At 53.5% G+C, this 23,190-nt stretch carries 20 protein-coding genes; 7 read left to right on the plus strand and 13 right to left on the minus strand.

Annotated elements, in window-relative coordinates:
• Nucleotides 1–307: 307 nt before the first annotated feature.
• Entirely contained in the window at nucleotides 308–967 is a 660-nt protein-coding gene (gene rpiA / locus HHI26_RS06835) for a ribose-5-phosphate isomerase RpiA (protein WP_171148818.1), read from the minus strand.
• Nucleotides 968–1,163: 196 nt separating this feature from the next.
• Here rpiA and HHI26_RS06840 point away from each other — a divergent pair, with 196 nt between their 5' ends.
• Nucleotides 1,164–2,063 (plus strand): LysR family transcriptional regulator ArgP, encoded by a 900-nt coding sequence (locus HHI26_RS06840; protein ID WP_133846178.1) that lies wholly within the window; start codon nucleotides 1,164–1,166, stop codon nucleotides 2,061–2,063.
• Nucleotides 2,064–2,150: 87 nt separating this feature from the next.
• On the opposite strand, the gene HHI26_RS06845 is transcribed toward HHI26_RS06840, so the two are convergent.
• The 7 genes from HHI26_RS06845 to tkt form a co-directional block, all read right to left on the minus strand.
• Nucleotides 2,151–2,876: an oxidative stress defense protein gene (locus HHI26_RS06845; RefSeq protein ID WP_171148819.1), complete on the minus strand. Its 726-nt coding sequence runs from the start codon at nucleotides 2,874–2,876 to the stop codon at nucleotides 2,151–2,153.
• Nucleotides 2,877–3,025: 149 nt separating this feature from the next.
• Nucleotides 3,026–3,646 (minus strand): arginine exporter ArgO, encoded by a 621-nt coding sequence (argO, locus tag HHI26_RS06850; RefSeq protein ID WP_133846177.1) that lies wholly within the window; start codon nucleotides 3,644–3,646, stop codon nucleotides 3,026–3,028.
• Nucleotides 3,647–3,799: 153 nt separating this feature from the next.
• The gene (mscS, locus tag HHI26_RS06855) at nucleotides 3,800–4,675 is read right to left on the minus strand and encodes a small-conductance mechanosensitive channel MscS (protein WP_133846176.1); all 876 of its coding nucleotides are present in this window, start codon (nucleotides 4,673–4,675) and stop codon (nucleotides 3,800–3,802) included.
• A 184-nt stretch (nucleotides 4,676–4,859) separates the two neighbouring features.
• Nucleotides 4,860–5,939 carry a class II fructose-bisphosphate aldolase gene (gene fbaA, locus HHI26_RS06860; RefSeq protein WP_133846175.1) on the minus strand — a complete coding sequence of 360 codons (1,080 nt, stop codon included), beginning with the start codon at nucleotides 5,937–5,939 and terminating at the stop codon, nucleotides 4,860–4,862.
• An 80-nt stretch (nucleotides 5,940–6,019) separates the two neighbouring features.
• Nucleotides 6,020–7,186, minus strand: coding sequence for a phosphoglycerate kinase (pgk, locus tag HHI26_RS06865; protein ID WP_133846174.1), 1,167 nt, complete (start codon nucleotides 7,184–7,186; stop codon nucleotides 6,020–6,022).
• A gap of 49 nt (nucleotides 7,187–7,235) precedes the next feature.
• Entirely contained in the window at nucleotides 7,236–8,255 is a 1,020-nt protein-coding gene (gene epd / locus HHI26_RS06870; RefSeq protein ID WP_159337591.1) for an erythrose-4-phosphate dehydrogenase, read from the minus strand.
• 455 nt (nucleotides 8,256–8,710) lie between these two features.
• Nucleotides 8,711–10,702, minus strand: coding sequence for a transketolase (gene tkt / locus HHI26_RS06875; RefSeq protein ID WP_133846172.1), 1,992 nt, complete (start codon nucleotides 10,700–10,702; stop codon nucleotides 8,711–8,713).
• Between the two features lie 287 nt (nucleotides 10,703–10,989).
• Here tkt and HHI26_RS06880 point away from each other — a divergent pair, with 287 nt between their 5' ends.
• A complete protein-coding gene (locus HHI26_RS06880) occupies nucleotides 10,990–11,742 on the plus strand; it encodes a M48 family metallopeptidase (RefSeq protein WP_133846171.1) in 753 nt (250 codons plus the stop codon).
• Between the two features lie 83 nt (nucleotides 11,743–11,825).
• Here HHI26_RS06880 and speB read toward each other — a convergent pair whose 3' ends face one another.
• Entirely contained in the window at nucleotides 11,826–12,746 is a 921-nt protein-coding gene (gene speB, locus HHI26_RS06885) for an agmatinase (protein ID WP_133846170.1), read from the minus strand.
• A gap of 109 nt (nucleotides 12,747–12,855) precedes the next feature.
• The gene (gene speA / locus HHI26_RS06890) at nucleotides 12,856–14,832 is read right to left on the minus strand and encodes a biosynthetic arginine decarboxylase (protein ID WP_133846169.1); all 1,977 of its coding nucleotides are present in this window, start codon (nucleotides 14,830–14,832) and stop codon (nucleotides 12,856–12,858) included.
• Between the two features lie 505 nt (nucleotides 14,833–15,337).
• Here speA and metK point away from each other — a divergent pair.
• Nucleotides 15,338–16,492, plus strand: a complete 1,155-nt coding sequence (gene metK / locus HHI26_RS06900; protein WP_133846166.1) for a methionine adenosyltransferase — start codon at nucleotides 15,338–15,340, stop codon at nucleotides 16,490–16,492.
• Between the two features lie 380 nt (nucleotides 16,493–16,872).
• Nucleotides 16,873–18,270, plus strand: a complete 1,398-nt coding sequence (locus tag HHI26_RS06905) for a sugar porter family MFS transporter (RefSeq protein WP_171148820.1) — start codon at nucleotides 16,873–16,875, stop codon at nucleotides 18,268–18,270.
• A gap of 53 nt (nucleotides 18,271–18,323) precedes the next feature.
• Here the strand turns inward: HHI26_RS06905 and HHI26_RS06910 are convergent, their stop codons facing one another.
• From HHI26_RS06910 to HHI26_RS06920, 3 genes are all read right to left on the minus strand, one after another.
• A complete protein-coding gene (locus HHI26_RS06910; protein WP_171148821.1) occupies nucleotides 18,324–18,800 on the minus strand; it encodes a heme-binding protein in 477 nt (158 codons plus the stop codon).
• A gap of 70 nt (nucleotides 18,801–18,870) precedes the next feature.
• Entirely contained in the window at nucleotides 18,871–19,524 is a 654-nt protein-coding gene (locus HHI26_RS06915; protein ID WP_171148822.1) for a response regulator, read from the minus strand.
• Nucleotides 19,521–20,837, minus strand: a complete 1,317-nt coding sequence (locus tag HHI26_RS06920) for an ATP-binding protein (protein ID WP_171148823.1) — start codon at nucleotides 20,835–20,837, stop codon at nucleotides 19,521–19,523. Before HHI26_RS06920 ends, HHI26_RS06915 begins: the two co-directional genes overlap by 4 nt.
• A 149-nt stretch (nucleotides 20,838–20,986) precedes the next feature.
• On the opposite strand from HHI26_RS06920, the gene HHI26_RS06925 reads away from it, so the two are divergent.
• The 3 genes from HHI26_RS06925 to rsmE all read left to right on the plus strand — a co-directional run bounded on the left by HHI26_RS06925 (nucleotide 20,987) and on the right by rsmE (nucleotide 23,120).
• Entirely contained in the window at nucleotides 20,987–21,499 is a 513-nt protein-coding gene (locus tag HHI26_RS06925; protein WP_133846321.1) for a SprT family zinc-dependent metalloprotease, read from the plus strand.
• Between the two features lie 122 nt (nucleotides 21,500–21,621).
• Nucleotides 21,622–22,335, plus strand: a complete 714-nt coding sequence (gene endA, locus HHI26_RS06930) for a deoxyribonuclease I (protein WP_133846164.1) — start codon at nucleotides 21,622–21,624, stop codon at nucleotides 22,333–22,335.
• A 53-nt stretch (nucleotides 22,336–22,388) separates the two neighbouring features.
• Nucleotides 22,389–23,120: a 16S rRNA (uracil(1498)-N(3))-methyltransferase gene (rsmE, locus tag HHI26_RS06935; protein WP_167864027.1), complete on the plus strand. Its 732-nt coding sequence runs from the start codon at nucleotides 22,389–22,391 to the stop codon at nucleotides 23,118–23,120.
• The last annotated feature ends 70 nt before the right edge of the window (nucleotides 23,121–23,190 follow it).

Here is a 23,190-nt window from a genome sequence, read left to right on the forward strand (position 1 = left end):
CCCTGTCATTGTTCTCGTTGACCAACATAATCGCTGTCGGCTGCAATGGGAAAAACGCGGGGATATAAGATAGCCTTCTGTCAAAATAACAAAATCTACGCTGGCGGCAATACAAACGATTGCCTGGCCTCCAGCATGGCGCCCCCGACTCACAGAACATTGCGGCAGAAAATCATGGTGCAACGTGAACCTTCAGGAGGATCGCGCCTCAGGCAGCAACTATGTGACATAAGTCACTAAATTTCGCCTGCAAAAGAAAAGATGTTTTTCGCATAAAAATAACCGGCACCCGCGGGTGCCAGAGAGATCATTTCTGAATAGTTTGCACGCCGTTGGCTGTACCGATCAGCGCCACATCGGCACCACGGGCACCAAACAGACCCACAGTGACTACGCCTGGCAGCGCGTTAATTGCTGCTTCCAGCCGAATGGGGTCAATGATTTTGATATTATGAACATCAAGAATAATGTTTCCATTGTCGGTCACCACGTTCTGGCGGTACTCCGGCTGACCACCGAGCTTCACCAGTTCGCGAGCAACGTACGAGCGCGCCATCGGGATAACTTCTACCGGCAGAGGGAAACGCCCCAGCACATCGACCTGCTTGGATGCATCCGCAATACAGATAAAGCGGTCGGCAACGGCTGCAATAATTTTCTCGCGCGTCAGCGCTGCGCCGCCGCCCTTGATCATCTGCATCTGCCCGTTAATCTCATCGGCACCGTCAACATAGACCGCCAGCTGATCGATCTCGTTAAGATCGAAGACATGGATGCCGTAGCCTTTCAGTTTGGCCGTGGAAGCTTCTGAGCTGGAGACCGCTCCTTCAATCTGATGTTTAATCGACGCCAGTGCATCAATGAAATGGGCAGCAGTCGACCCGGTGCCAACGCCAACGATAGTGCCCGGAGTGACGTAATCCAGAGCTGCCCAGCCGACAGCTTTTTTCAGTTCGTCTTGTGTCATGGTATGTTTAAAACCTGTGAGCCACTGTGTGCGCGTAGTATAAAGCAAGGCTGGGCAAAATCACCGCCTTCCACGGCGTTTGATTCACAGGATTGGAACACACCCCACAAAGTGGTTGATTCGTAAAGTGGCGTAAGCTATACCCCCAATCTATGGCATAGTGCACAACCACACCTGAAAGAGAGTAGAACGATTAATGAAACGCCCGGATTATCGAACGCTTCAGGCGCTGGATGCAGTGATTCGCGAGCGCGGCTTTGAACGTGCCGCGCAAAAGCTCTGTATTACCCAGTCTGCGGTCTCACAGCGCATTAAGCAGCTTGAGAATATGTTTGGCCAGCCTTTGCTGGTGCGAACCGTACCGCCGCGCCCAACGGAACAGGGCCAGAAACTGCTGGCGTTATTGCACCAGGTAGAACTGCTGGAAGAAGAGTGGTTGGGTGACGATAATAGCGGCACCACGCCGTTACTGCTGTCGCTGGCGGTGAACGCCGACAGTCTCGCGACCTGGCTGCTGCCCGCGCTGAAAACCGTGCTGACTGATTCGCCAGTACGCTTGAATCTTCAGGTGGAAGATGAAACCCGCACCCAGGAACGCTTGCGTCGTGGTGAAGTGGTCGGTGCCGTCAGTATCCAGCCACAGCCGTTGCCGAGCTGTCTGGTCGATCAGCTCGGTGCGCTCGACTATCTGTTTGTCGGTTCAAAAGAGTTTGCTGCCCGCTACTTCCCAAATGGCGTGACGCGCTCTGCGCTGCTGAAAGCACCCGCCGTGGCGTTTGACCATCTGGATGATATGCATCAGGCGTTTTTACAGCAAAACTTTGATCTGTCACCGGGCAGCGTGCCCTGCCATATCGTCAACTCGTCAGAAGCTTTTGTGCAGCTGGCCCGTCAGGGAACCACCTGCTGTATGATCCCGCATTTGCAGATTGAGCGCGAACTGGCGGAAGGGGAATTGATTGATTTAACGCCGGGTCTGTTACAGCGCCGGATGCTTTACTGGCACCGCTTTGCCCCAGAAAGCCGCCTGATGCGCAAGGTGACCGATGCCCTGCTGGCGCATGGTCATCGTGTGCTGCGCCAGGATACAGAATAACCCGGCCAGGGGGCGGCCAGAAAAAAGGCCAGCCCCTACGACATTCTGCGTAGAGGCTGGCCTTCTGTTGCGGTCAGACTGCGTGGATTAAGGGTTACGCTGCAATTCAAATACCACGTCAACCTGGTCGTCGAAATGGATACTCTGCTGCTCATAGGTCTGGGCGGCAGAGGTCATTGGCGCAGCATCAGCGGCTTTGTACATCCGTGCCATCGGCATTGGCTGATAGTTAGCCACGTGATAACGAATGCTGTAAACCGGGCCCAGCTTCGTACCGAAGCCCTGTGCCAGATCGCCCGCCTGCTTTGTTGCATCATCAATAGCAGCTTTGCGCGCTTTCGCTTTGTACTCTTCAGGGTTTGCCACACCCAGTTCAACCGAACGAATTTCGTTCAGGCCTGACTTCAGTGCGCCATCGAGCAGTTCATTCAACTTATCCAGCTGACGCAGCGTGACCTGAACCTGACGCACAGCACGGTAGCCTTTCAGCACCGATTTACCGTCTTTCAGATAGTCATATTCCGGTTGAGTACGCAGGTTGGCAGCGTTGATATCTTTCTTCTCTATGCTGTTTTTATTCAGAAAATCAAAATATTGCTGAACACGACTGTCTGCCTGTTTTTTCGCTTCACCGGCATCTTTAGCAGAAACACTCACCTCGATAGCCAGTGTTGCGATATCCGGCGTGGCATCAACGCTCGACTGCCCGGAGGTCACCACGTGCGGGCCATTGGGTAATTCATCAGCCTGCACTGCTAAGGGTAAAGTACCCAATCCAATCATTGCGGCCAGGGCCAGTTTCGTTAGCTTCACTGCTTCCTCCATGGGGTCTGTCATTATCTTATCGATAGCGCCATCGGTCAGTCGATAGCGAATTATTCCGTCAAAATGCGGCGGTACAACATATTTTAGGGCACATTAGCGCATCACACTATGACATCGATTCTGATAGTGAGTTCCCGCTACGCTATCCCGAGCGCCTGTAGCGCCAGCTTCAGCGCAATTGCCCACATCACCAACCCCACAAGCAGATTGATAATGCGCTGGGCACGCGTGGTGTTCAGCAGCGGTGCCAGCCAGGCGGCTAGCAGCGCGAGGCCGAAGAACCACAGTACTGAGGCGCTGGCGGAGCCTAAAGCAAACCAGCGGCGCGCTTCATCCGGTAGCTGCCCGCCCAGACTGCCCAACACCACAAAGGTATCCAGGTAGACGTGCGGATTGAGCCAGGTCACCGCCATCATGGTCGCGACAATGCGCCAGCGTCCCTGCTTTAAAACAGCGGCAGACGCCAGGTTGATATCGCCACTGAACGCTGTTCTCAGCGAGCCCCAGCCATACCACAGCAGGAAAGCCACTCCGCCCCACGTTACCAGATTGAGTAGCAGCTCGGATTGGTTAAGCAATGCGCTACCACCAAATATTCCGCCACAGATCAGCACAATATCACTCAGCGTACAGAGTGCAGCGGTCATCAGATGATACTGGCGGCGCACGCCCTGATTCATCACAAAGGCATTCTGCGGGCCAAGCGGAAGAATAAGCGCTGCGCCCATAGCAACCCCCTGAAAATAAACGGATAACATCACAATCGCCTCACCATTCAAGATTTTCGGCAAGTGTATAGCGGCAATATCATTAGGGGAAATTGAAAGATTTAATGGTTAATAAGAAAGGCTAATACTGAGAGGGGCAAAGTAAGATAAGGGCCGACCGGAAAATGGCCGGCCCTGACAGGATTATTCCGCTTTCGCCACTTCTGCTTCTGGCGCTTTGACCTGGTGCAGATGAACATCCATCTGCGGGTAAGGAATACCGATGTTGTTGGCATCCAGCGTACGTTTGAAGTTTCTCATCAGGTCCCAGTAGACATCCTGTAAGTCACCCGCTTTGCTCCAGCAGCGAATCACCACATTAACCGAAGAGGCGGCCAGCTCGTTCAGGCCAATCTGCACACCGCGCTCCTGCAGAACGCGAGGCTCGGCATCCACCACGCCGCGCAGCAGTGTCAGCACTTCATCGATATCAGCATCGTAGGCGACGCCAATAATAAATTCATTGCGGCGTTCTGGCTCGCGGGAGAAGTTAATGATATTCCCCGCAATGATTTTGCCATTTGGCACCACAACAATTTTACCGTCAGCACTGCGTAATGTGGTCGAGAAGATCTGTACATTAAGCACTGTTCCCATCACACCGCCCAGATCAACAAACTCTCCCGCGCGGAACGGACGGAAGGTGACCAGCAGTACACCCGCGGCCAGGTTCGAGAGCGAACCTTGCAGAGCCAGTGCAAACGCAAAGCCTGCGGCTGCCAGTGCAGCAATCACCGAGGCTGTCTGCACGCCTACACGCCCCATCGCAGCAATCAGCGTAAAGGCAATGATGCCGTAGCGCACCAACCCGGACAGGAAGTCAGCGACAGTAGGGTCAATTTTTCGTGCTACCAGCAGCTTATTCACCGTCCCGGAAATAAATCGGGCAGCAATCATACCGATAATGATAATCGCAATGGCCGCAACGATATTGACCGCATAGCTCAACAACAGCGCCTGGTTACGCACCAGCCAGCCACCCGCATTATTGATGCCGTTTACCACATTTAAATCATCCATTCCCCTGTCCTTTTTCAGGCCCAAAATGGGCATTCGAATATCTGCCGTTCAACCAGCAGCCGATGGGGTTAAGGGTAAACAAGAAAAGGGGGTTGTGCCAAATAAGCGGCGAAATTACCTGACAATTCAGAACTGAATGCATAAAAAAAGGCCCCTCAGGGCCTTTTTTAAACAGAGCGGGAACTTACAGTACGTCGACTGCGTTCAGCTCTTTGAATGCCTGCTCCAGGCGCACGATCATGGAAGCCTGTGAAGAGCGCAGCCATACACGTGGGTCGTAGTATTTCTTGTTCGGCTTATCAGCGCCTTCCGGGTTACCCAGCTGCGCCTGCAGATAGCCTTCGTTCTTTTTGTAGTACTGCAGGATGCCGTCCCATGTTGCCCACTGGGTATCGGTATCAATGTTCATTTTGATCACGCCGTAACCGATAGATTCTTCGATCTCAGCTGCTGATGAACCGGAACCACCGTGGAACACGAAGTCCAGTGAGTTCACTGGCAGGCCGTGTTTTTCGCTGACGTATTTCTGAGAATCACGCAGGATGGTCGGGGTCAGTTTCACGTTGCCTGGCTTGTACACGCCGTGCACGTTACCGAATGAAGCAGCGATAGTGAAACGCGGGCTGATAGCGTTCAGCTTGGTGTAAGCGTAATCCACGTCTTCTGGCTGAGTGTACAGAGCAGAAGCGTCCATGTGACTGTTGTCCACGCCGTCTTCTTCGCCACCGGTGCAGCCCAGTTCAATTTCCAGGGTCATGTCGATTTTCGCCATGCGCGCCAGGTATTTGCTGGAAATCTCGATGTTCTCTTCCAGAGACTCTTCAGACAGGTCGATCATGTGAGAAGAGAACAGTGGCTTACCGGTTTTAGCGAAGTGCTCTTCACCCGCATCCAGCAGACCGTCGATCCACGGCAGCAGTTTCTTAGCGCAGTGGTCAGTGTGCAGAATAACAGGCACGCCATAGTGTTCAGCCATCAGGTGAACGTGATGTGCGCCAGAGATGGCACCAAAAATAGCCGCAGCCTGTGGCTTGTCAGATTTCAGGCCTTTACCCGCGATGAAACCTGCACCACCGTTGGAGAACTGAATGATAACCGGCGCTTTAACTTTCGCTGCGGTTTCCAGAACGGCGTTGATGGAGTCAGTGCCCACGCAGTTAACTGCTGGCAGAGCGAATTTGTTCTCTTTCGCTACCTGGAAGATCTTCTGCACGTCGTCACCGGTGACAACGCCTGGTTTTACGAAATCAAAAATTTTAGACATGTTAGCTTGTCCTGTTTCTTCGGTCGTATTAAAGGATTCAGTTCTCATGCGGGGTACTTATACCCCGCTCTGAGGTTTAATTACTTCTGCTTTGCACGCTCTTCAAGCATGGCAACCGCAGGTAAGGTTTTGCCTTCCACGAACTCAAGGAATGCACCGCCACCGGTAGAGATATAAGAGATTTTATCTTCGATACCAAACAGGTCGATAGCGGCCAGCGTATCACCGCCGCCGGCAATGGAGAATGCGTCACTGTCTGCAATCGCGTTCGCGATAATTTCGGTGCCTTTGCGGAAGTTCGGGAATTCGAACACGCCTACCGGGCCGTTCCACAGAATAGTTTTGGCTTCTTTCAACAACTTAGCCATTGCCAGTGCGGTTTCGTCACCAAAGTCCATGATCTCTTCGTTGTCCTGAACTTCAGACACTTTCTTCACGGTAGAAGGTGCAGTTTCAGAGAATTCCGTGCCTACGCGAGAGTCAGTTGGCACCGGAATTTTGTATTCGTCGCGCAGTTTCTTAGCGGCAGCCACGAAATCAGGTTCGTACAGAGATTTACCCACGTTGTTGTCGATAGCCACGAAGGTGTTCGCGATACCCCCACCCACAATCACGGTGTCTGCAATGTTCACCAGCGAGTTAAGCACATCGAATTTGGTAGACACTTTAGAACCACCAACCACGGCAACCATTGGGCGTGCCGGGGTTTTCAGGGCTTTGCCCAGCGCTTCCAGTTCACCTGACAGCAGCGGACCCGCACAGGCGATTGGTGCAAATTTGCCCACGCCATGGGTAGACGCCTGAGCACGGTGAGCAGTACCGAAAGCATCCATCACGAAGATGTCGCACAGGGCAGCATATTTTTTAGAGAGGGTTTCGTCGTCTTTTTTCTCGCCTTTGTTAAAGCGCACGTTTTCCAGAACAACCAGTTTACCCGCGGTCAGTTCAACACCGTCCAGGTAATCTTTTGCCAGGGAAACGTTATCTGCACCCAACTTGTCTTTCAGGTAGTTCACTACCGGCAGCAGAGAAAACTCTTCGTTGTATTCACCTTCGGTCGGGCGACCCAAGTGCGAGGTGACCATCACTTTTGCGCCTTGCTTCAGTGCCGCCTCAATGGTCGGCAGAGAAGCGCGAATACGTGCATCAGACGTCACTTTCCCTTCTTTTACTGGCACGTTCAGATCCGCACGGATCAGAACACGTTTACCAGCCAGATCCAGATCGGTCATCTTAATTACAGACATGGTGAACCCTCTCGTTGATTCTCAAAGTTTTACAGACGCTGTACGCGCCTTACCTGAAACCGCTGGCGGCCATCGCTAACGTCGTATCGATCATACGATTAGCGAAGCCCCATTCGTTATCGCACCAGACTAACGTCTTGATAAGGTGCTGACCACTGACCCGCGTTTGGGTGCCGTCGACAATAGCACTGTGCGGATCATGGTTAAAATCAATGGAGACTAACGGCAATTCCGTGTAGTCAACTATACCACTAAATGCCCCTTCTGACGCACTTTGCAGCAGGGCGTTAACCTCGCAGGCGCTGACGGGATCCCGCACACTGACGCTGAGGTCAATGGCCGTCACGTTGATGGTGGGAACACGCACAGCAATCGCTTCAAAACGATCGTTAAATTTTGGGAAGAAACGCGTAATCCCGGCAGCCAGGCGAGTGTCGACAGGAATAATCGACTGACTGGCCGCACGTGTACGGCGTAAATCCGGGTGATAAGCATCAATCACCTGCTGGTCATGCATGGCAGAATGGATGGTTGTCACCGTACCCGACTCAATACCCCACGCATCATCCAACAGCTTGATAATAGGGATGATGCAATTCGTGGTGCAGGAGGCGTTCGACACCAGCAAATGCTCAGGCAGCAGATCTTTTTCATTCACGCCAAAGACCACTGTGGCATCAAGATCGTTACCACCAGGGTGTGAGAACAGGACCTTTTTGGCCCCCGCCTGCAAATGGGCTTCGCCATCTGCACGACTGCCATAAACCCCGGTACAGTCCAGCACGATATCCACATTCAGATCGCGCCACGGCAGCGCCGCAATATCAGTATGGTGCAGCAAACGGATCGTGTCATCGCCAACGGAGAGCAGTTCGCGCTCCTGACGCACATCCCAGGCGAAGCGCCCATGGCTGGTGTCATACTTTAACAGATGCGCCATTCCGGCGGCCTCTGCCAGCTCATTGATGGCAACCACCGTAATCTCAGCACGGCGGCCGGTTTCATACAGTGCACGCAACACGTTGCGCCCTATACGACCAAATCCGTTAATGGCAATGCGAACCGTCATATCACTCCTGCTTCAGAATTCACGATGAAATCGGAGGATTAGCCTGAGCCAGCCACCGCGATTTGTACAGGATATTCTTGCATCATAACAAGGCTCAGTCTGAATGGTGATCCTTGTGCGACATAGTACTGAAACGCTTCAGCTAGAATAATAGAAGTAAGGAATAATAGGAATGATTCGGATCAATTGTGGAGCGTAACTTTCGATCTACGTCACAAATTTGGAATTTTTTCTGGCGGGATAAAGAAGGGTCGGGCATGCCCGACCCCTACGGGGAACTGTATAAGGATGAGGCATACCCGACCCTCAAGGTAAACTGCGTAGGGGCCGGGCATGCCCGCCCCCTACGGGGAACTGTATAAGGATGAGGCATACCCGACCCTCAAGGTAGACTGCGTAGGGGCCGGGCACGCCCGGCCCTCATAGCGGTGAGTCATGCCTCACCCGCTATCTTATTACAGCAGGCCTTTTGCTTTAGCGACAACGTTATCCACGGTGAAGCCAAACAGTTCGAACAGCTTCTCAGCGGGCGCTGACTCACCGAAGCTGGTCATACCGACGATAGCGCCGTTCAGACCAACGTATTTGAACCAGTAATCTGCGATACCAGCTTCAATCGCCACGCGGGCGCTGACTGCTTTCGGCAGCACGGCTTCACGGTAGGCAGCATCCTGCTTGTCGAAAGCATCGGTAGACGGCATAGACACAACGCGCACCTTGCGGCCTTCAGCCGTCAGCTTGTCATACGCGCCTACTGCCAGCTCAACTTCTGAACCGGTTGCAATCAGGATAACTTCAGGTGTACCTGCGCAGTCCTTCAGCACGTAAGCACCGCGTGCTACGTTTGCCAGCTGTTCCGCAGTACGGTCCTGCTGTGCCAGATTCTGACGTGACAGGATCAGGGCCGTCGGGCCATCGTTACGCTCAATCGCATATTTCCATGCGATCGCTGATTCAACCTGGTCACACGGACGCCACAGGCTCATGTTCGGTGTAACACGCAGGCTGGCGATCTGCTCAACCGGCTGGTGAGTCGGGCCATCTTCGCCCAGACCGATAGAGTCATGGGTGTAGACCATCACCTGGCGAATCTTCATCAGTGCCGCCATACGCGCCGCATTACGGGCATATTCAACGAACATCAGGAAGGTTGCCGTGTACGGCAGGAAACCACCGTGCAGGGTGATACCATTGGCAATCGCGGTCATACCGAATTCGCGCACACCGTAATGGATGTAGTTACCCGCTGCATCTTCGTTGATTGGCTTAGAACCAGACCACATTGTCAGGTTGCTTGGTGCCAGGTCAGCGGAGCCGCCCAGGTATTCCGGCAGCAGTTTACCAAAGGCTTCGATGGCATTCTGTGACGCTTTACGGCTGGCGATTTTAGACGGGTTAGCCTGCAGCTCTTCAACGAATTTCTGCGACTCGGTTGCCCAGTTCGCTGGCAGCTCGTTGTTCACACGGCGTTTGAACTCTTCCGCCAGTTCAGGGAAGGCTTTTGCATAGGCAGCAAACTTCTCATTCCATGCCGCTTCTTTTGCCTGACCAGCTTCTTTGGCATCCCACTGCGCATAGATGTCTGAAGGAATTTCAAACGGCGCATGGTTCCAGCCCAACTGCTTACGGGTCAGTGCAATTTCATCATCACCCAGCGGTGCGCCGTGGGAATCATGCGTACCGGCTTTGTTCGGTGAACCGAAACCGATGACCGTTTTGCACATCAGCAGTGAAGGCTTATCGCTAACCGCTTTCGCTTCTTCAACCGCTTTCTTGATGGCGTCAGCGTCGTGGCCATCGACACCACGCACAACGTGCCAGCCGTAAGACTCGAAGCGTTTCGCCGTATCATCGGTGAACCAGCCTTCGATGTGGCCGTCAATGGAGATACCGTTGTCGTCATAGAACGCCACCAGTTTGCCCAACTTCAGCGTTCCCGCCAGTGAGCACACTTCGTGGGAGATACCTTCCATCATGCAGCCGTCGCCCAGGAACACGTAGGTGTTATGGTCGACCACATCATGGCCTGGACGGTTGAACTGCGCTGACAGTGTACGTTCAGCAATCGCCATACCTACTGCGTTCGCAATACCCTGGCCCAATGGACCGGTGGTGGTTTCCACACCAGCGGTATAGCCGTATTCAGGGTGGCCTGGGGTTTTGGAGTGCAGCTGACGGAAGTTAGCCAGTTCACCGATTGGCAGGTCATAACCGCTGAGGTGCAACAGGCTGTAGATCAGCATAGAGCCGTGACCATTAGACAGCACGAAGCGGTCGCGGTCTGCCCACAGAGGGTTTGTAGGGTTGTGATTCAGGAAGTCACGCCACAGGACTTCGGCGATATCGGCCATACCCATTGGGGCACCCGGGTGGCCGGATTTGGCTTTTTGCACCGCATCCATACTTAATGCGCGAATGGCGTTGGCAAGCTCTTTACGAGAAGACATTTTCTACTCCAGGTCGGATTTAACGCTTCGCCGTCCTTAACCTATTGTAATGAATGAGTTATCAGGCAAAGCCGAAGGAAAGTCGACCATCAATGTACATGAAATACGGGTAACATGTACATGCCGCAGGATGTAAAAATAATCACAGAAGTTGCAGTTTGAGAGCATGGCGACTAGGCAATCGCCTTTACACGCGCTATAACACCTCTTCCGTCGGCTTTTTTTACCCGACGTTTTTTTTCAACTTAATGATTTTCCTACCTTGTTACCTAAATGGATGAACTGGAATGAAGAAACGTATTTCTTTCGCTGCACTGGCACTGGCCACGACCCTCTCTGGCTGTCAGAATTTTGATGCTAACACGCTGATGCAGTCCGGTGCACAAGCCTACCAGGCTGCCACACTGAGCGATGCACAGGTCAAAGAGTTAAGCGATAAATCCTGTCAGCAGATGGACAGCGAAGCGCAGATCGCCCCTGCCAGCAGCACTTATGCTAAACGCCTGAGCAAAATCTCAGCGGCACTGGGCGACAATATCAACGGTACCCCGGCAAACTATAAAGTTTATCTGACCAAAGACGTCAACGCCTGGGCGATGGCCAATGGCTGTATCCGCGTTTACAGCGGCCTGATGGACCTGATGACCGATAACGAAGTCGAAGGCGTGCTGGGCCATGAAATGGGCCACGTAGCGCTGGGTCACTCACGTAAAGCGATGCAGTTGGCCTATGCCACGACTGCTGCACGTACTGCCGCAGCTTCTGCGGGGGGCGTTGCCGCATCGCTGTCACAGTCTCAGCTAGGTGCACTGGGCGAGAAACTGGTGAATGCACAGTTCTCCCAGAGCCAGGAGTCCCAGGCGGATGACTACTCATTCGATCTGCTGAAAAAGCGCAACATCAACCCACAGGGCCTGGTGACCAGCTTTGAGAAGTTAGCGAAGATGGAAGGGACTCACGAAAGCAGCATGTTTGATTCGCACCCGGCTTCCCAGGCGCGCGCAGACCACATCAAACAGCGTATTGCGGCTGGTAAATAATCAGCACGGGGCGACCTAAAAAAGATCGCCCTGGCAAACCCAGGGGTTGACCGTCTGTTTCGGTCAGCCCTTCTCACAGGAAACTACCCTTTATTCGCTGCCTGTACGTGCAGCATATCCAGCGCCAGACTGGCAGCCGCCAGCGCCGTGATATCGGACTGATCGTAACCCGGTGCCACTTCCACCAGATCCATACCAACGATATTCATTCCCTGTAAACCGCGTACCAGCTTGCTGGCCTTATCGCTGGTCAGGCCGCCAATCACCGGCGTTCCGGTGCCTGGAGCATGAGCCGGGTCCAGGCAGTCGATATCGAACGTCAGATAGATGGGCAGATCGCCGACAATCGCTTTCACCTGCGCGAGGATATCATCCACACTGCGATCGTTGACCTGAGCAGCATCCAGTACATTAAAGCCCAGAGACTTATCAAACTCGGTACGAATGCCGATCTGTACGGAATGCTCAGGTGAGATCAGCCCTTCTTTCGGCGCCGTATAGAACATGGTGCCGTGGTCAAACGTCGGGCCGTTAGAATAGGTGTCGGTGTGCGCATCAAAATGGACCAGCGCCATCTTACCGAATGTTTTGGCATGCGCGCGCAGCAGTGGCAGCGTGATGTAATGGTCGCCGCCGAACGTCAGCATACGTTTGCCGTTAGCCAGCAACTTTTCCGCATGTGCCTGCAATTTGTCGCTCAGATCCTGAGAATCCCCGAAGGCGTAAACCAGATCACCGCAGTCAATCACATTCAGGCGCTGACGCAGGTCGAACTCCCACGGCCAGCGGCAACCTTCCCAGGCCAGATTGGTGGAAATCTGACGAATAGCGCCTGGACCAAGACGGCTTCCCGGACGACCGGAGGTGGCTGCATCAAACGGAATACCGGTAATCACCCACTCGGCATCACTGTCGTAAGGCTGAAAATTGACCGGAAAACGCATAAAACCGAAGGCGTTAGAAACCAGCGAGTTATCGTACTGGTTACCCAGGGTGTTATTCATAGCAACTCCTTTCTGACTGACAAACAAAAGATGAAAAAAATCCCCACCGCGTCGTTAGCCCGACCCGGAAGGGATTCGTTAATTCAGTATGACCGTTTGGGGGCCAGACTTACTCGTCTTCTAAATACGTGTAGCCATACAGGCCTGCTTCAAACTCTTCCAGGAACTGCGCGCGCAGCTCTTCATCCAGGTCACTTTGCTTGATCTGGTTACGGAAGTGCGTCAGCAACTCTGCCGGGTTCAACTGCACATATTCCAGCATATCGGCCACGGTATCGCCTTCGTCAGAAAGCTGTACTTCCACCGAACCGTCGGCGAAAGCAAAGACGTCGACCGCTTCGGTATCCCCGAACAGGTTGTGCATGTTACCGAGAATTTCCTGATAGGCACCGACCATAAAGAAGCCCAGCATCGGCGGATTATCAATATCGTATTCCGGCATTGGCATGGTGGTGGCAATGCCGTCACCGTCAATGTAGTGATCGATAGTCCCGTCCGAGTCACAGGTAATGTCCAGCAGCACGGCGCGGCGTTCAGGCACCTGATTCAGCCCTTCCAGCGGCATCACCGGGAACAGCTGATCGATACCCCAGGCGTCGGGCATCGACTGGAACAGCGAGAAGTTGACGTAAATCTTATCCGCCATACGCTCCTGCAGCTCATCGATAATCGGACGGTGCGCGCGGTTGCTTGGGTCAAGGTGCTGCTGAATATAGTGGCAGATGCTGAGATACAGCTGCTCGGCCCAGGCACGCTGCGTCAGGTCGTAAGTTCCCTGCGAATAACCGGTGTGGATATCGAACAGATCCATCTGGCTGTCATGTAGCCATTCACGCAATGAGCGGCGGTTGCTCGGCTCATGCATCTCCTGCCAGGTGTCCCACATACTGACAATCGGGCGCGGGGAGTCTTCCAGCGGCGCCTGAGGCTCGCTGAATTCATTACGTTCCACACCGATAATGTTGGAGACCAGCACCGTATGGTGCGCGGTCACTGCCCGGCCCGATTCCGTGATCACCGTCGGATGCGGTAAGCCGTGTTCTTCACAGGCATCACCGATAGCCCAGATCACGTTGTTAGCGTATTCGTTCAGACCGTAGTTAACGGAGCAGTCGCTCTGCGAGCGCGTGCCTTCATAATCCACGCCAAGGCCGCCGCCGACGTCAAAGCACTGGATGTTAACGCCAAGCTTCGCCAGTTCGACGTAGAAGCGCGCCGACTCACGCACACCTGTTGCAATATCACGAATGTTTGCCATCTGAGAGCCCAGATGGAAATGCAGCAGCTGCAGGCTTTCCATACGGCCCGCTTCGCGCATAATCTCGACCAGCTTCAGCACCTGGGTCGCGGACAAACCAAACTTGGATTTCTCTCCGCCGCTCGACTGCCATTTGCCGGAGCCCTGCGAAGCCAGACGCGCACGAATACCCAGGCGTGGTACCACGTTCAGGCGTTCCGCTTCTTCCAGTACCAGCTTCACTTCGGTCATTTTTTCCAGCACCAGATAGACCTTGTGGCCCATCTTCTCGCCAATCAGTGCGAGGCGGATATATTCACGGTCTTTATAGCCGTTACAGACGATCACCGAACGCGTCATCCCGGCATGGGCCAGCACGGCCATCAGCTCGGCTTTCGAGCCTGCTTCCAGCCCCAGGGGTTCACCGGAGTTGATCAGGGACTCAATCACGCGTTTATGCTGGTTAACCTTAATCGGATACACCAGGAAGTAATCACCGCGATAGCCGTAAGACTCACGCGCACGTTTAAACGCGGCGTTAATCGAGCGCAGGCGATGCTGTAAAATTTGTGGGAAACAGAACAAGGCGGGTAAGCGCTGGCCTTCAGCCTCACGCTCTTTCACCAGTTTGGCGAGATCGACGCGTGCTTCCGGCACATCGGGATCGGGACAAACGCTGATGTGGCCGAGTTCGTTCACGTCGTAGTAGTTATTACCCCACCAGGCAATATTGTAAGTCCGCAGCATTTTGCTGGCGTCCAAATCGCTCATGGCGACCTCCTGCATGGAACGGAGTACGCCCTGTTCGCCTGCTGACGAACCCTTAATTGTCTTCATGTCGTCAGACATTTCGATCCTCGAATTTCATTGATGCGAAACAGTAAACTACTATCGCAGGGAAAACCCGCGACAACAACCCATCGACTGGCAGGTTAGTCAGCACAAAACGCTGAAATTCCGCACCGAACAACCTCTTAAGTATAACATTATGCAAAATCTTAATGTGCACAATGCGCCCTCTGTCATGAAAATTTGACACTTTGAACATTAGTTGAAATTTTCATTAAAGAAAAAACGCTGGCAATCCGATTAATGAGTAACCTAGAATAGCCGTCCAGATGTTAATCCGTCTAAACTGGTTAACTTCTATACCCTGAATAATTCGAGTTGTAGCAGGGCGACAAACAAGCGTCGCCAGCGAAGCCACAGCTTGAAGTATGACGCTTATCAGCGTCTTGTTTGTACTGCTCATGGCTTTGCCTGTGGGGGCGTCATGTCTGAGTTTCCAGACTGGTTTCCGGTCCTGGCGCATGCAGTCGATTTTCAACCCGTTAGAGTCAAGGTAAAGAATAAAATGGCTAAACACCTTTTTACATCCGAGTCCGTATCAGAAGGACATCCTGATAAAATCGCCGACCAGATTTCAGATGCTGTGCTCGATGCCATCCTCGAGCAAGATCCGAAAGCTCGCGTGGCCTGCGAAACCTATGTGAAAACCGGAATGGTTCTGGTTGGCGGTGAAATCACCACCAGCGCATGGGTCGATATTGAAGAGATCACTCGTCAGACCGTGCGTGATATCGGCTATGTCCATTCCGATATGGGCTTTGATGCCAACTCTTGTGCCGTACTGAGTGCGATTGGCAAACAGTCTCCCGACATTAACCAGGGCGTTGACCGTACCGACCCGCTGGAGCAGGGTGCTGGCGACCAGGGCCTGATGTTTGGTTACGCCACCAACGAAACTGACGTGCTGATGCCTGCGCCGATCACTTACGCACACCGTCTGGTACAGCGTCAGGCTGAAGTACGTAAAAGCGGCAGCCTGCCTTGGCTGCGTCCGGACGCGAAAAGCCAGATCACCTTCCAGTACGACAACGGTAAAATTGTTGGTATTGATGCCGTCGTTCTGTCGACCCAGCACTCCGAAGACGTTTCGCAGAAAGATCTGCAGGAAGCGGTAATGGAAGAGATCCTCAAGCCGGTTCTGCCGACGGAGTGGATCAACGCCAACACCAAATACCATATCAACCCAACTGGCCGTTTTGTTATCGGTGGCCCAATGGGCGACTGCGGTCTGACCGGGCGTAAAATTATCGTTGATACCTACGGCGGCATGGCCCGTCACGGCGGCGGTGCGTTCTCAGGTAAAGATCCGTCTAAAGTTGACCGCTCTGCGGCCTACGCAGCACGTTACGTGGCGAAAAACATCGTGGCCGCTGGCCTGGCCGATCGTTGCGAAATCCAGGTCTCCTACGCTATCGGCGTAGCAGAACCGACCTCTATCATGGTCGAAACCTTCGGCACAGAGAAAGTCTCAACTGAACAACTGACCCTGCTGGTGCGCGAATTCTTCGACCTGCGTCCTTACGGCCTGATCCAGATGCTGGACCTGCTACATCCGATCTACCGTGAAACGGCGGCATACGGTCACTTTGGTCGCGAACATTTCCCTTGGGAAAAAACCGACAAAGCTGAACTGCTGCGTGATGCTGCTGGCCTGAAATAAACTCAAGCCTGATGTATCAGGGGCACCCTCGGGTGCCCTTTTTTATGCCTGAAAGACCCTAAACACATCGCAGTTAGTGATAACGATTACACTTAATAATTCTTTATTTTTCTTAGTGTTATAACAAATAACATCTTCAACTAAATCCTAAAATGCGCTATTTTCAGCGTTGTCCGATAGCCGTTCATTGTAAAAACGGTTAAAGCTATAAAGTGCTATGACTTACTGGTTACAAAGAGTTACAGCGGGATAAAAAGTGTTTTTCAGAAACTTCCAGAGTGTAAGCGATTACACTAATGTGATCTGAAGCACAGTCTGCTGTACCAGGGTTTCCTAACATCTATAACAACAACATACGGTACTACTTAATGGAGGCGACCATGCCTGATAATAAAAAACGCAGCAGGACATCAAACAAGGCTATGACCCTGTTTGTCTGCTTCCTCGCAGCACTGGCAGGCCTGCTGTTCGGCCTGGATATCGGTGTTATTGCCGGCGCATTACCCTTCATCGCGAAAGACTTCAGCGTGACTCCTCACCAACAGGAGTGGATAGTCAGTTCAATGATGTTCGGTGCCGCAATCGGTGCCGTCGGCAGTGGCTGGATGTCATCCTATCTCGGCCGTAAGAAAAGCCTGATGATCGGGGCCGTGCTGTTCGTTATCGGCTCCCTGTGGTCAGCCTTCTCCCCTAACCCGGAAATGCTGATTGTCGCCCGCGTACTGCTGGGCCTGGCGGTGGGTGTCGCATCGTATACTGCTCCGCTTTACCTGTCTGAGATTGCACCGGAGAAGATCCGTGGCAGCATGATATCGCTGTACCAGTTGATGATTACCATCGGTATTCTGGGTGCTTATTTGTCGGATACTGCCTTCAGCTACTCCGGTGAATGGCGCTGGATGCTCGGCGTGATCACTATCCCTGCCCTGCTGCTGCTGGTGGGTGTGTTCTTCCTGCCTAACAGCCCACGCTGGCTGGCGGCGAAAGGTGATTTCCGCAGCGCACAGCGGGTGCTGGATCGTCTGCGTGATACCAGCGAACAGGCTAAACGTGAACTGGATGAAATTCGTGAAAGTCTGAAGATCAAGCAGTCTGGCTGGTCGCTGTTCAAAGACAACAGCAACTTCCGCCGCGCGGTCTATCTTGGCGTGCTGTTGCAGGTGATGCAGCAGTTCACCGGCATGAACGTCATCATGTACTACGCGCCAAAAATCTTCGAAATTGCTGGCTTCACCAATACCACCCAGCAGATGTGGGGAACGGTGATTGTCGGGCTGATCAACGTGCTGGCCACCTTTATCGCTATTGGTCTGGTGGATCGCTGGGGCCGTAAGCCGACGCTAATCCTTGGCTTCATTGTGATGGCTGCCGGTATGGGCGTGCTGGGTACCATGCTGCACGTGGGGATCCACTCAGAAGGCGCGCAATACTTCGCTATTGCGATGCTGCTGATGTTTATCGTTGGTTTTGCGATGAGTGCCGGTCCGCTGATCTGGGTACTGTGTTCAGAAATCCAGCCGCTGAAAGGGCGTGATTTCGGTATCACGGTGTCGACCGCGACCAACTGGATTGCCAACATGATTGTCGGAGCCACCTTCCTGACCATGCTGAACACGCTGGGTAACGCCAACACCTTCTGGGTGTACGGCGCGCTGAACCTGTTCTTTATTGTCCTGACACTGTGGCTGATCCCGGAAACGAAAAACGTTTCACTGGAGCACATCGAACGCAATCTGTTAGGCGGTAAAAAACTGCGCAATATCGGTCAGCGTAACTAAGTACTGACCGCTTGTCGGTACGGGCTTCCCCGTACCGACATTTCCCTTTCGACTTACTTCGCCATCATCCCTTTTAACGCCGCTTCCGCACACTGCTGATCCAGATTGCCACCTGGCGCACCGCCTACCCCAATTGCTCCGATCGTCTGCTCGCCAGATTTCACCGGCACGCCGCCTGCCAGCAGCAGGAAGCCAGGAATATCGCGCATATTCTCAGCACCTTTATTGGACTGTGCCGCTTCCATCACTTTACTGGTCGGGTTTTTGGTCGACAGCGCGGTGTACGCCTTCATCTGACTGGCTTCCACTGTGTGCGGTCCCGCGTTATCCATACGCTGTACGGCCAGGGTGACACCAGCACGATCCACCACGGTAACACTGACGTTGTAACCGCTGGCAGAGCAGGACTGAATGGTCGCCAGTGCCAGCTGGTTCGCCTGCGCCAAAGACAGATTTTCAACGGCCACCGGTGCCGCCAGAGCAGAGAAAGAAGCCAACGTCAGTGACGCGGTAAGCAGAAAATGTTTCATCGTAAAACCTCGGAAAGTACGTAGAAGACAGGACGCACTTTAACCGGGAGACAACGCGCCGGGTATTCGGTTAACTACGATACCCGCCAGGTAAAACTACCTGGTTCTGACGCAGAAAGTTAAGCATTTCAACCTCTTTAACCAGCTGTGCCAGGGAAGAAATATCCAGCTTGCTGAAAATATTCGCGCGATGCGCTTCAACGGTGCGCGGCGATACCCCCAACGTCTGGGCAATCTCCTTATTCGCCTGCCCCGCCACCATCTGCTGCATCACTTCCGCTTCGCGATCGGACAGCTGGCTGAATTTTTCCGCCAGCTCACGCCGCTGCACGCTCAGTTGATAGCGTTTTTCATACTGACTGAAGGCGGCGCTGACCGTTTCAATGAGCAGGTCGGCATCAACCGGTTTAGTCAGAAACTCAAACGCACCGTTCTTAAACGCGCGGCGGCAGGTTTCGATGTTACCGTGCCCGGTCATCAGGATCACCGGCAGCAACACCGCCTGCTGCTGTAATTCATCCAGCAGCGTCAGCCCGGTTTTTCCCGGCATACGGATATCCAGCAGGATGCAGCCATGCAGTTCAGCGCTGTGCTGCTGCATGGCAATAAATTCCCCCGCGCTGGCAAACGCGGCAACCTGCCAGCCCATTGTTTCCAGCAGCAGGGTAAACGACTCGCGGATAGCGCTGTCGTCGTCAATCAGGTAGACCGTCAATAGCGTCATGCAACCTCCAGCGGTAGCCACAGCGTAAAGCAGGCCCCGCCCTGCGGGCGATTAGCCACCTCAATGCGGCCGTTCATTTTCAGTATCAGGGTTTCCGCCAGCGTCATTCCCAGGCCAATCCCCTCTTCACGGGTGGTGAAAAACGGGATAAAAACATGACTCAGTGCCTGCTCCGATAACCCCGGCCCGCCGTCGCTGACCTCGAGCCTCAGCGCATTACCTTCGCGAAGTGCCGTGACGCTCACCCAGGCTTTATCCTGACCCTGCTGTGCCTGAATCGCATTGCTCAACAGGTTATGAAAAATCTGCTCCAGCCACAGCGGCACCGCCAATAGCTCAGGCAGGGGGCTGGCAAAGCGGTATTCGATTTTCACCTCAGCCTCCCGCAGTTCGCGGTCTAACAGCATTTCTACCCGTCGCCAAATCTGACGAATATCCACTGGTTTACGCTCGGCGGGCTGATTTTGCAGATTGTCCCGCCATGCCTGCAAAAGAGATGAAATACGCCGTACCTGGAGCACGGAAGCCTCCAGCACCGCAGGAATGCGATCGTACTGCTGCATTTCCAGCAGGCGCAATGCGCTCTGGTTATAGCTCATGACCGCCGTCAGCGGCTGATTCAATTCATGGGCCATGCCCGCCGTCATCTCATTGATCGTGTCCATGCGCGTCAGCTCGAAAAAATGAACGCGAAGATCGGCCACCTTGCGACGGTGATTCTGCTGCATTACCTTGCTGACGGTCAGGATCACCACGGCCCACATCAGCACCAGCGCGGCAGCCAGATCCCATGAAAGCAGATGCCAAGGGCGATGACTGCTCGCCGTCAGCAGAAAAGGCTGCGAAGCACTGTTAAGCTGACGCGACCAGTGCCAGCGCGTGCCCTTATCGGGCGTGCCTGACTGATACAACCTTTGCCCTTCCCACAGCAGGCTCACCTGCTGAAAATTCGCCAACTGCGGCAGGGTGTTAATCAGACGCCGGGCATCAATGAGCAAACGTATATGGCGAAAATGGTTGTTCAGCCAGTATTGCCCGGGAGCAGCCAGCGTCACCTGAGCCTGAGGATTACCGGTGACCGGTAGTGGGGCCAGTTGAATAATCTGCGGAAATTTTTTCTGCATCAGCGTGAAACCGTCATCATTGTTCAGTAGCGGCATCAGCGCATCATGCTGCGCCAGTGATTTTGTCAGGCTGGCGGCAATTTGCTCAAACTCTGCCGTTTGTAACCGATATTGTTCGTCCAGCTGGCTGCGGATCAGTATCCCTACCGACAGCGCAGAGAGTAACAACCCGATCAGCAGAAGCTTCATTTTTGCACGCAAGGCAGTCGCATCCATGATGGTGTCAGATAAGAGGCGTAATTTATCACCGTTTACACCTTAGTCTATAACGTGGGGGCATTGCCTGCCGATGCCACTGCTACTTGAATTGCCCGGTGTCGGCCCGTATTCTTGCCTGCATGAAATCCCAGAGACTTCCCATCGCTTTGCAACAGGCCGTGATGCGCCAGCTGCGTGAAAAATTACAGCAGGCCAATGTGCGTCTGGAGCGCGACTATCCCGAACCGGCACTGGTTTATCAGCAGCGTGGAACCGCTGCCGGAACCGCCTGGCTACAGCACTGGGAAATCCGCCTGAATCCGGTATTACTGCTGGAAAATCAGCAGGCGTTTATTGATGAAGTTGTCCCTCATGAGCTGGCCCACCTGCTGGTATGGAAACATTTCGGTCGCGTTGCCCCCCACGGTAAAGAGTGGAAATGGATGATGGAAAGCATCCTTGGTGTTCCCGCCCGTCGTACCCATCAGTTCGCAGTTCAATCCGTACGTAGCCGGGCCTTCCCCTATTTCTGCCGTTGTCAGCAGCATCAGCTGACGGTCAGACGCCATAACCGGGTGGTACGCGGTGAAAGCGAATACCGCTGTCTGCACTGCGGTGACATCCTCAAGTCCGGTGACTTCCAGAAATCTTAAAATCTGCCTGATATGATTGAAATTCAGGCAATTTAAGACACCTGTCTTCGCCACTTATTCGTAATATCCTGCATATCTGTTACTCTCCCTGCCTCTTTCATGGATTACAGATTTACTGGAATATGTCTCGCAAAATTTTAGCCTCTGTGGCCTTTGCTCTGCTGTTACCCGCCTTCTTTTCCCATGCCCTCAGCCTGGATAACTATCATCAGAACAGCTTCAACCAGGCGAAAGCTTATGCTGCGCAGATCAATGAGGGTGCGCCCGGCACTTTCTACTGCGGCTGTAAAATTCACTGGCAGGGGAAAAAAGGCGTTCCTGACCTCGCCTCATGCGGTTATCAGGTGCGTAAGAACGCCAACCGCGCCAGCCGTATTGAGTGGGAACATGTGGTTCCGGCCTGGAGCTTCGGCCACCAGCGCCAGTGCTGGCAAAACGGCGGCCGGAAAAACTGCGCCAAAGATGAGGGCTACCGCCGCATCGAAACTGACCTGCACAACCTGCAACCGTCTATCGGCGAAGTAAACGGCGATCGCGGTAACTTTATGTACAGCCAGTGGAACGGCGGCGAGTCGCAGTACGGCCAGTGCGCCATGAAGGTCGATTTTAAAAATAAGCTGGCTGAGCCGCCAGTGCGCGCCCGTGGCGCGATTGCCCGCACCTGGTTCTATATGCGTGACCAGTACCAGCTGCAAATGTCAAAACAGCAAACCCAGTTGATGACCGCATGGAATAAGCAGTACCCGGCTACTCAGTGGGAATGCGAACGCGACCGCCGCATTGCGCGTGTGCAGGGGAATCACAACCCTTATGTACAGCAGGCTTGCCAGCGGTAAAATCACTGACCTACACTGCACAGCATCCGTGCATTCATTTTGACAGGATTTCCATGCGTATACCCCGCATTTACCACCCTGAATCATTAGAGACAGGAAGTGAAACCGCCCTCAGCGAAGAAGCAGCTAACCACGTTGGCCGCGTACTGCGTATGGTGCCAGGCCAGGCCCTGGAATTGTTCGATGGCACAAATCTGACTTTTGCCGCCGAGATTATTCAGGCAGATAAAAAAAATGTGCGTGTCAAAATCATCGCAACCCGCGCCGACAGCCGCGAGTCCCCCCTTCATCTGCATCTTGGGCAGGTGATGTCACGCGGTGAAAAGATGGAGTTTACGATACAGAAAGCCGTAGAACTGGGAGTAAATGTGATTACCCCCTTGTTTTCTGAACGCTGCGGCGTAAAGCTGGATGCAGATCGTCTGGCGAAAAAAATTCAGCAGTGGCAGAAAATCGCCATTGCCGCCTGCGAACAGTGTGGGCGAAACAGCGTACCGGAAGTCAGGCCAGCAATGGCACTTGACGCCTGGTGTGCAGAGCAGGATCACGGGTTAAGATTAAATCTCCATCCACGAGCTGAACACAGCATCAACACACTGCCGCTCCCGGTTGAGCGCGTGAGGTTGCTGATTGGCCCGGAAGGAGGACTCACGTCCGATGAAATCAGTATGACCGCACAGCATGGTTTCACCGATATTTTGCTGGGGCCGCGCGTACTGCGTACCGAAACCACCGCCCTGACGGCGATTACCGCCCTGCAGGTGCGTTTTGGCGACCTGGGCTAAAACTAATAAACATACTTGAGCGTAATCGTCGCAGACAGTTTGCAGGCTAGATAGCTCTAAGTGGAGAAGA

The sequence above is a fragment of the Erwinia sp. JH02 genome (genome assembly GCF_013074405.1).
In the GTDB taxonomy this organism is placed as follows: Bacteria; Pseudomonadota; Gammaproteobacteria; order Enterobacterales; family Enterobacteriaceae; genus Erwinia; species Erwinia rhapontici.

Bases quoted from the DNA above. Each gene is read 5' to 3' on its own strand.
- rpiA (WP_171148818.1), bottom strand. From the start codon at position 967: ATGACACAAGACGAACTGAAAAAAGCTGTCGGCTGGGCAGCTCTGGAT.
- HHI26_RS06840 (WP_133846178.1), top strand. From the start codon at position 1,164: ATGAAACGCCCGGATTATCGAACGCTTCAGGCGCTGGATGCAGTGATT.
- argO (WP_133846177.1), bottom strand. From the start codon at position 3,646: ATGTTATCCGTTTATTTTCAGGGGGTTGCTATGGGCGCAGCGCTTATT.
- mscS (WP_133846176.1), bottom strand. From the start codon at position 4,675: ATGGATGATTTAAATGTGGTAAACGGCATCAATAATGCGGGTGGCTGG.
- fbaA (WP_133846175.1), bottom strand. From the start codon at position 5,939: ATGTCTAAAATTTTTGATTTCGTAAAACCAGGCGTTGTCACCGGTGAC.
- pgk (WP_133846174.1), bottom strand. From the start codon at position 7,186: ATGTCTGTAATTAAGATGACCGATCTGGATCTGGCTGGTAAACGTGTT.
- epd (WP_159337591.1), bottom strand. From the start codon at position 8,255: ATGACGGTTCGCATTGCCATTAACGGATTTGGTCGTATAGGGCGCAAC.
- tkt (WP_133846172.1), bottom strand. From the start codon at position 10,702: ATGTCTTCTCGTAAAGAGCTTGCCAACGCCATTCGCGCATTAAGTATG.
- HHI26_RS06880 (WP_133846171.1), top strand. From the start codon at position 10,990: ATGAAGAAACGTATTTCTTTCGCTGCACTGGCACTGGCCACGACCCTC.
- speB (WP_133846170.1), bottom strand. From the start codon at position 12,746: ATGAATAACACCCTGGGTAACCAGTACGATAACTCGCTGGTTTCTAAC.
- speA (WP_133846169.1), bottom strand. From the start codon at position 14,832: ATGTCTGACGACATGAAGACAATTAAGGGTTCGTCAGCAGGCGAACAG.
- metK (WP_133846166.1), top strand. From the start codon at position 15,338: ATGGCTAAACACCTTTTTACATCCGAGTCCGTATCAGAAGGACATCCT.
- HHI26_RS06905 (WP_171148820.1), top strand. From the start codon at position 16,873: ATGCCTGATAATAAAAAACGCAGCAGGACATCAAACAAGGCTATGACC.
- HHI26_RS06910 (WP_171148821.1), bottom strand. From the start codon at position 18,800: ATGAAACATTTTCTGCTTACCGCGTCACTGACGTTGGCTTCTTTCTCT.
- HHI26_RS06915 (WP_171148822.1), bottom strand. From the start codon at position 19,524: ATGACGCTATTGACGGTCTACCTGATTGACGACGACAGCGCTATCCGC.
- HHI26_RS06920 (WP_171148823.1), bottom strand. From the start codon at position 20,837: ATGAAGCTTCTGCTGATCGGGTTGTTACTCTCTGCGCTGTCGGTAGGG.
- HHI26_RS06925 (WP_133846321.1), top strand. From the start codon at position 20,987: ATGAAATCCCAGAGACTTCCCATCGCTTTGCAACAGGCCGTGATGCGC.
- endA (WP_133846164.1), top strand. From the start codon at position 21,622: ATGTCTCGCAAAATTTTAGCCTCTGTGGCCTTTGCTCTGCTGTTACCC.
- rsmE (WP_167864027.1), top strand. From the start codon at position 22,389: ATGCGTATACCCCGCATTTACCACCCTGAATCATTAGAGACAGGAAGT.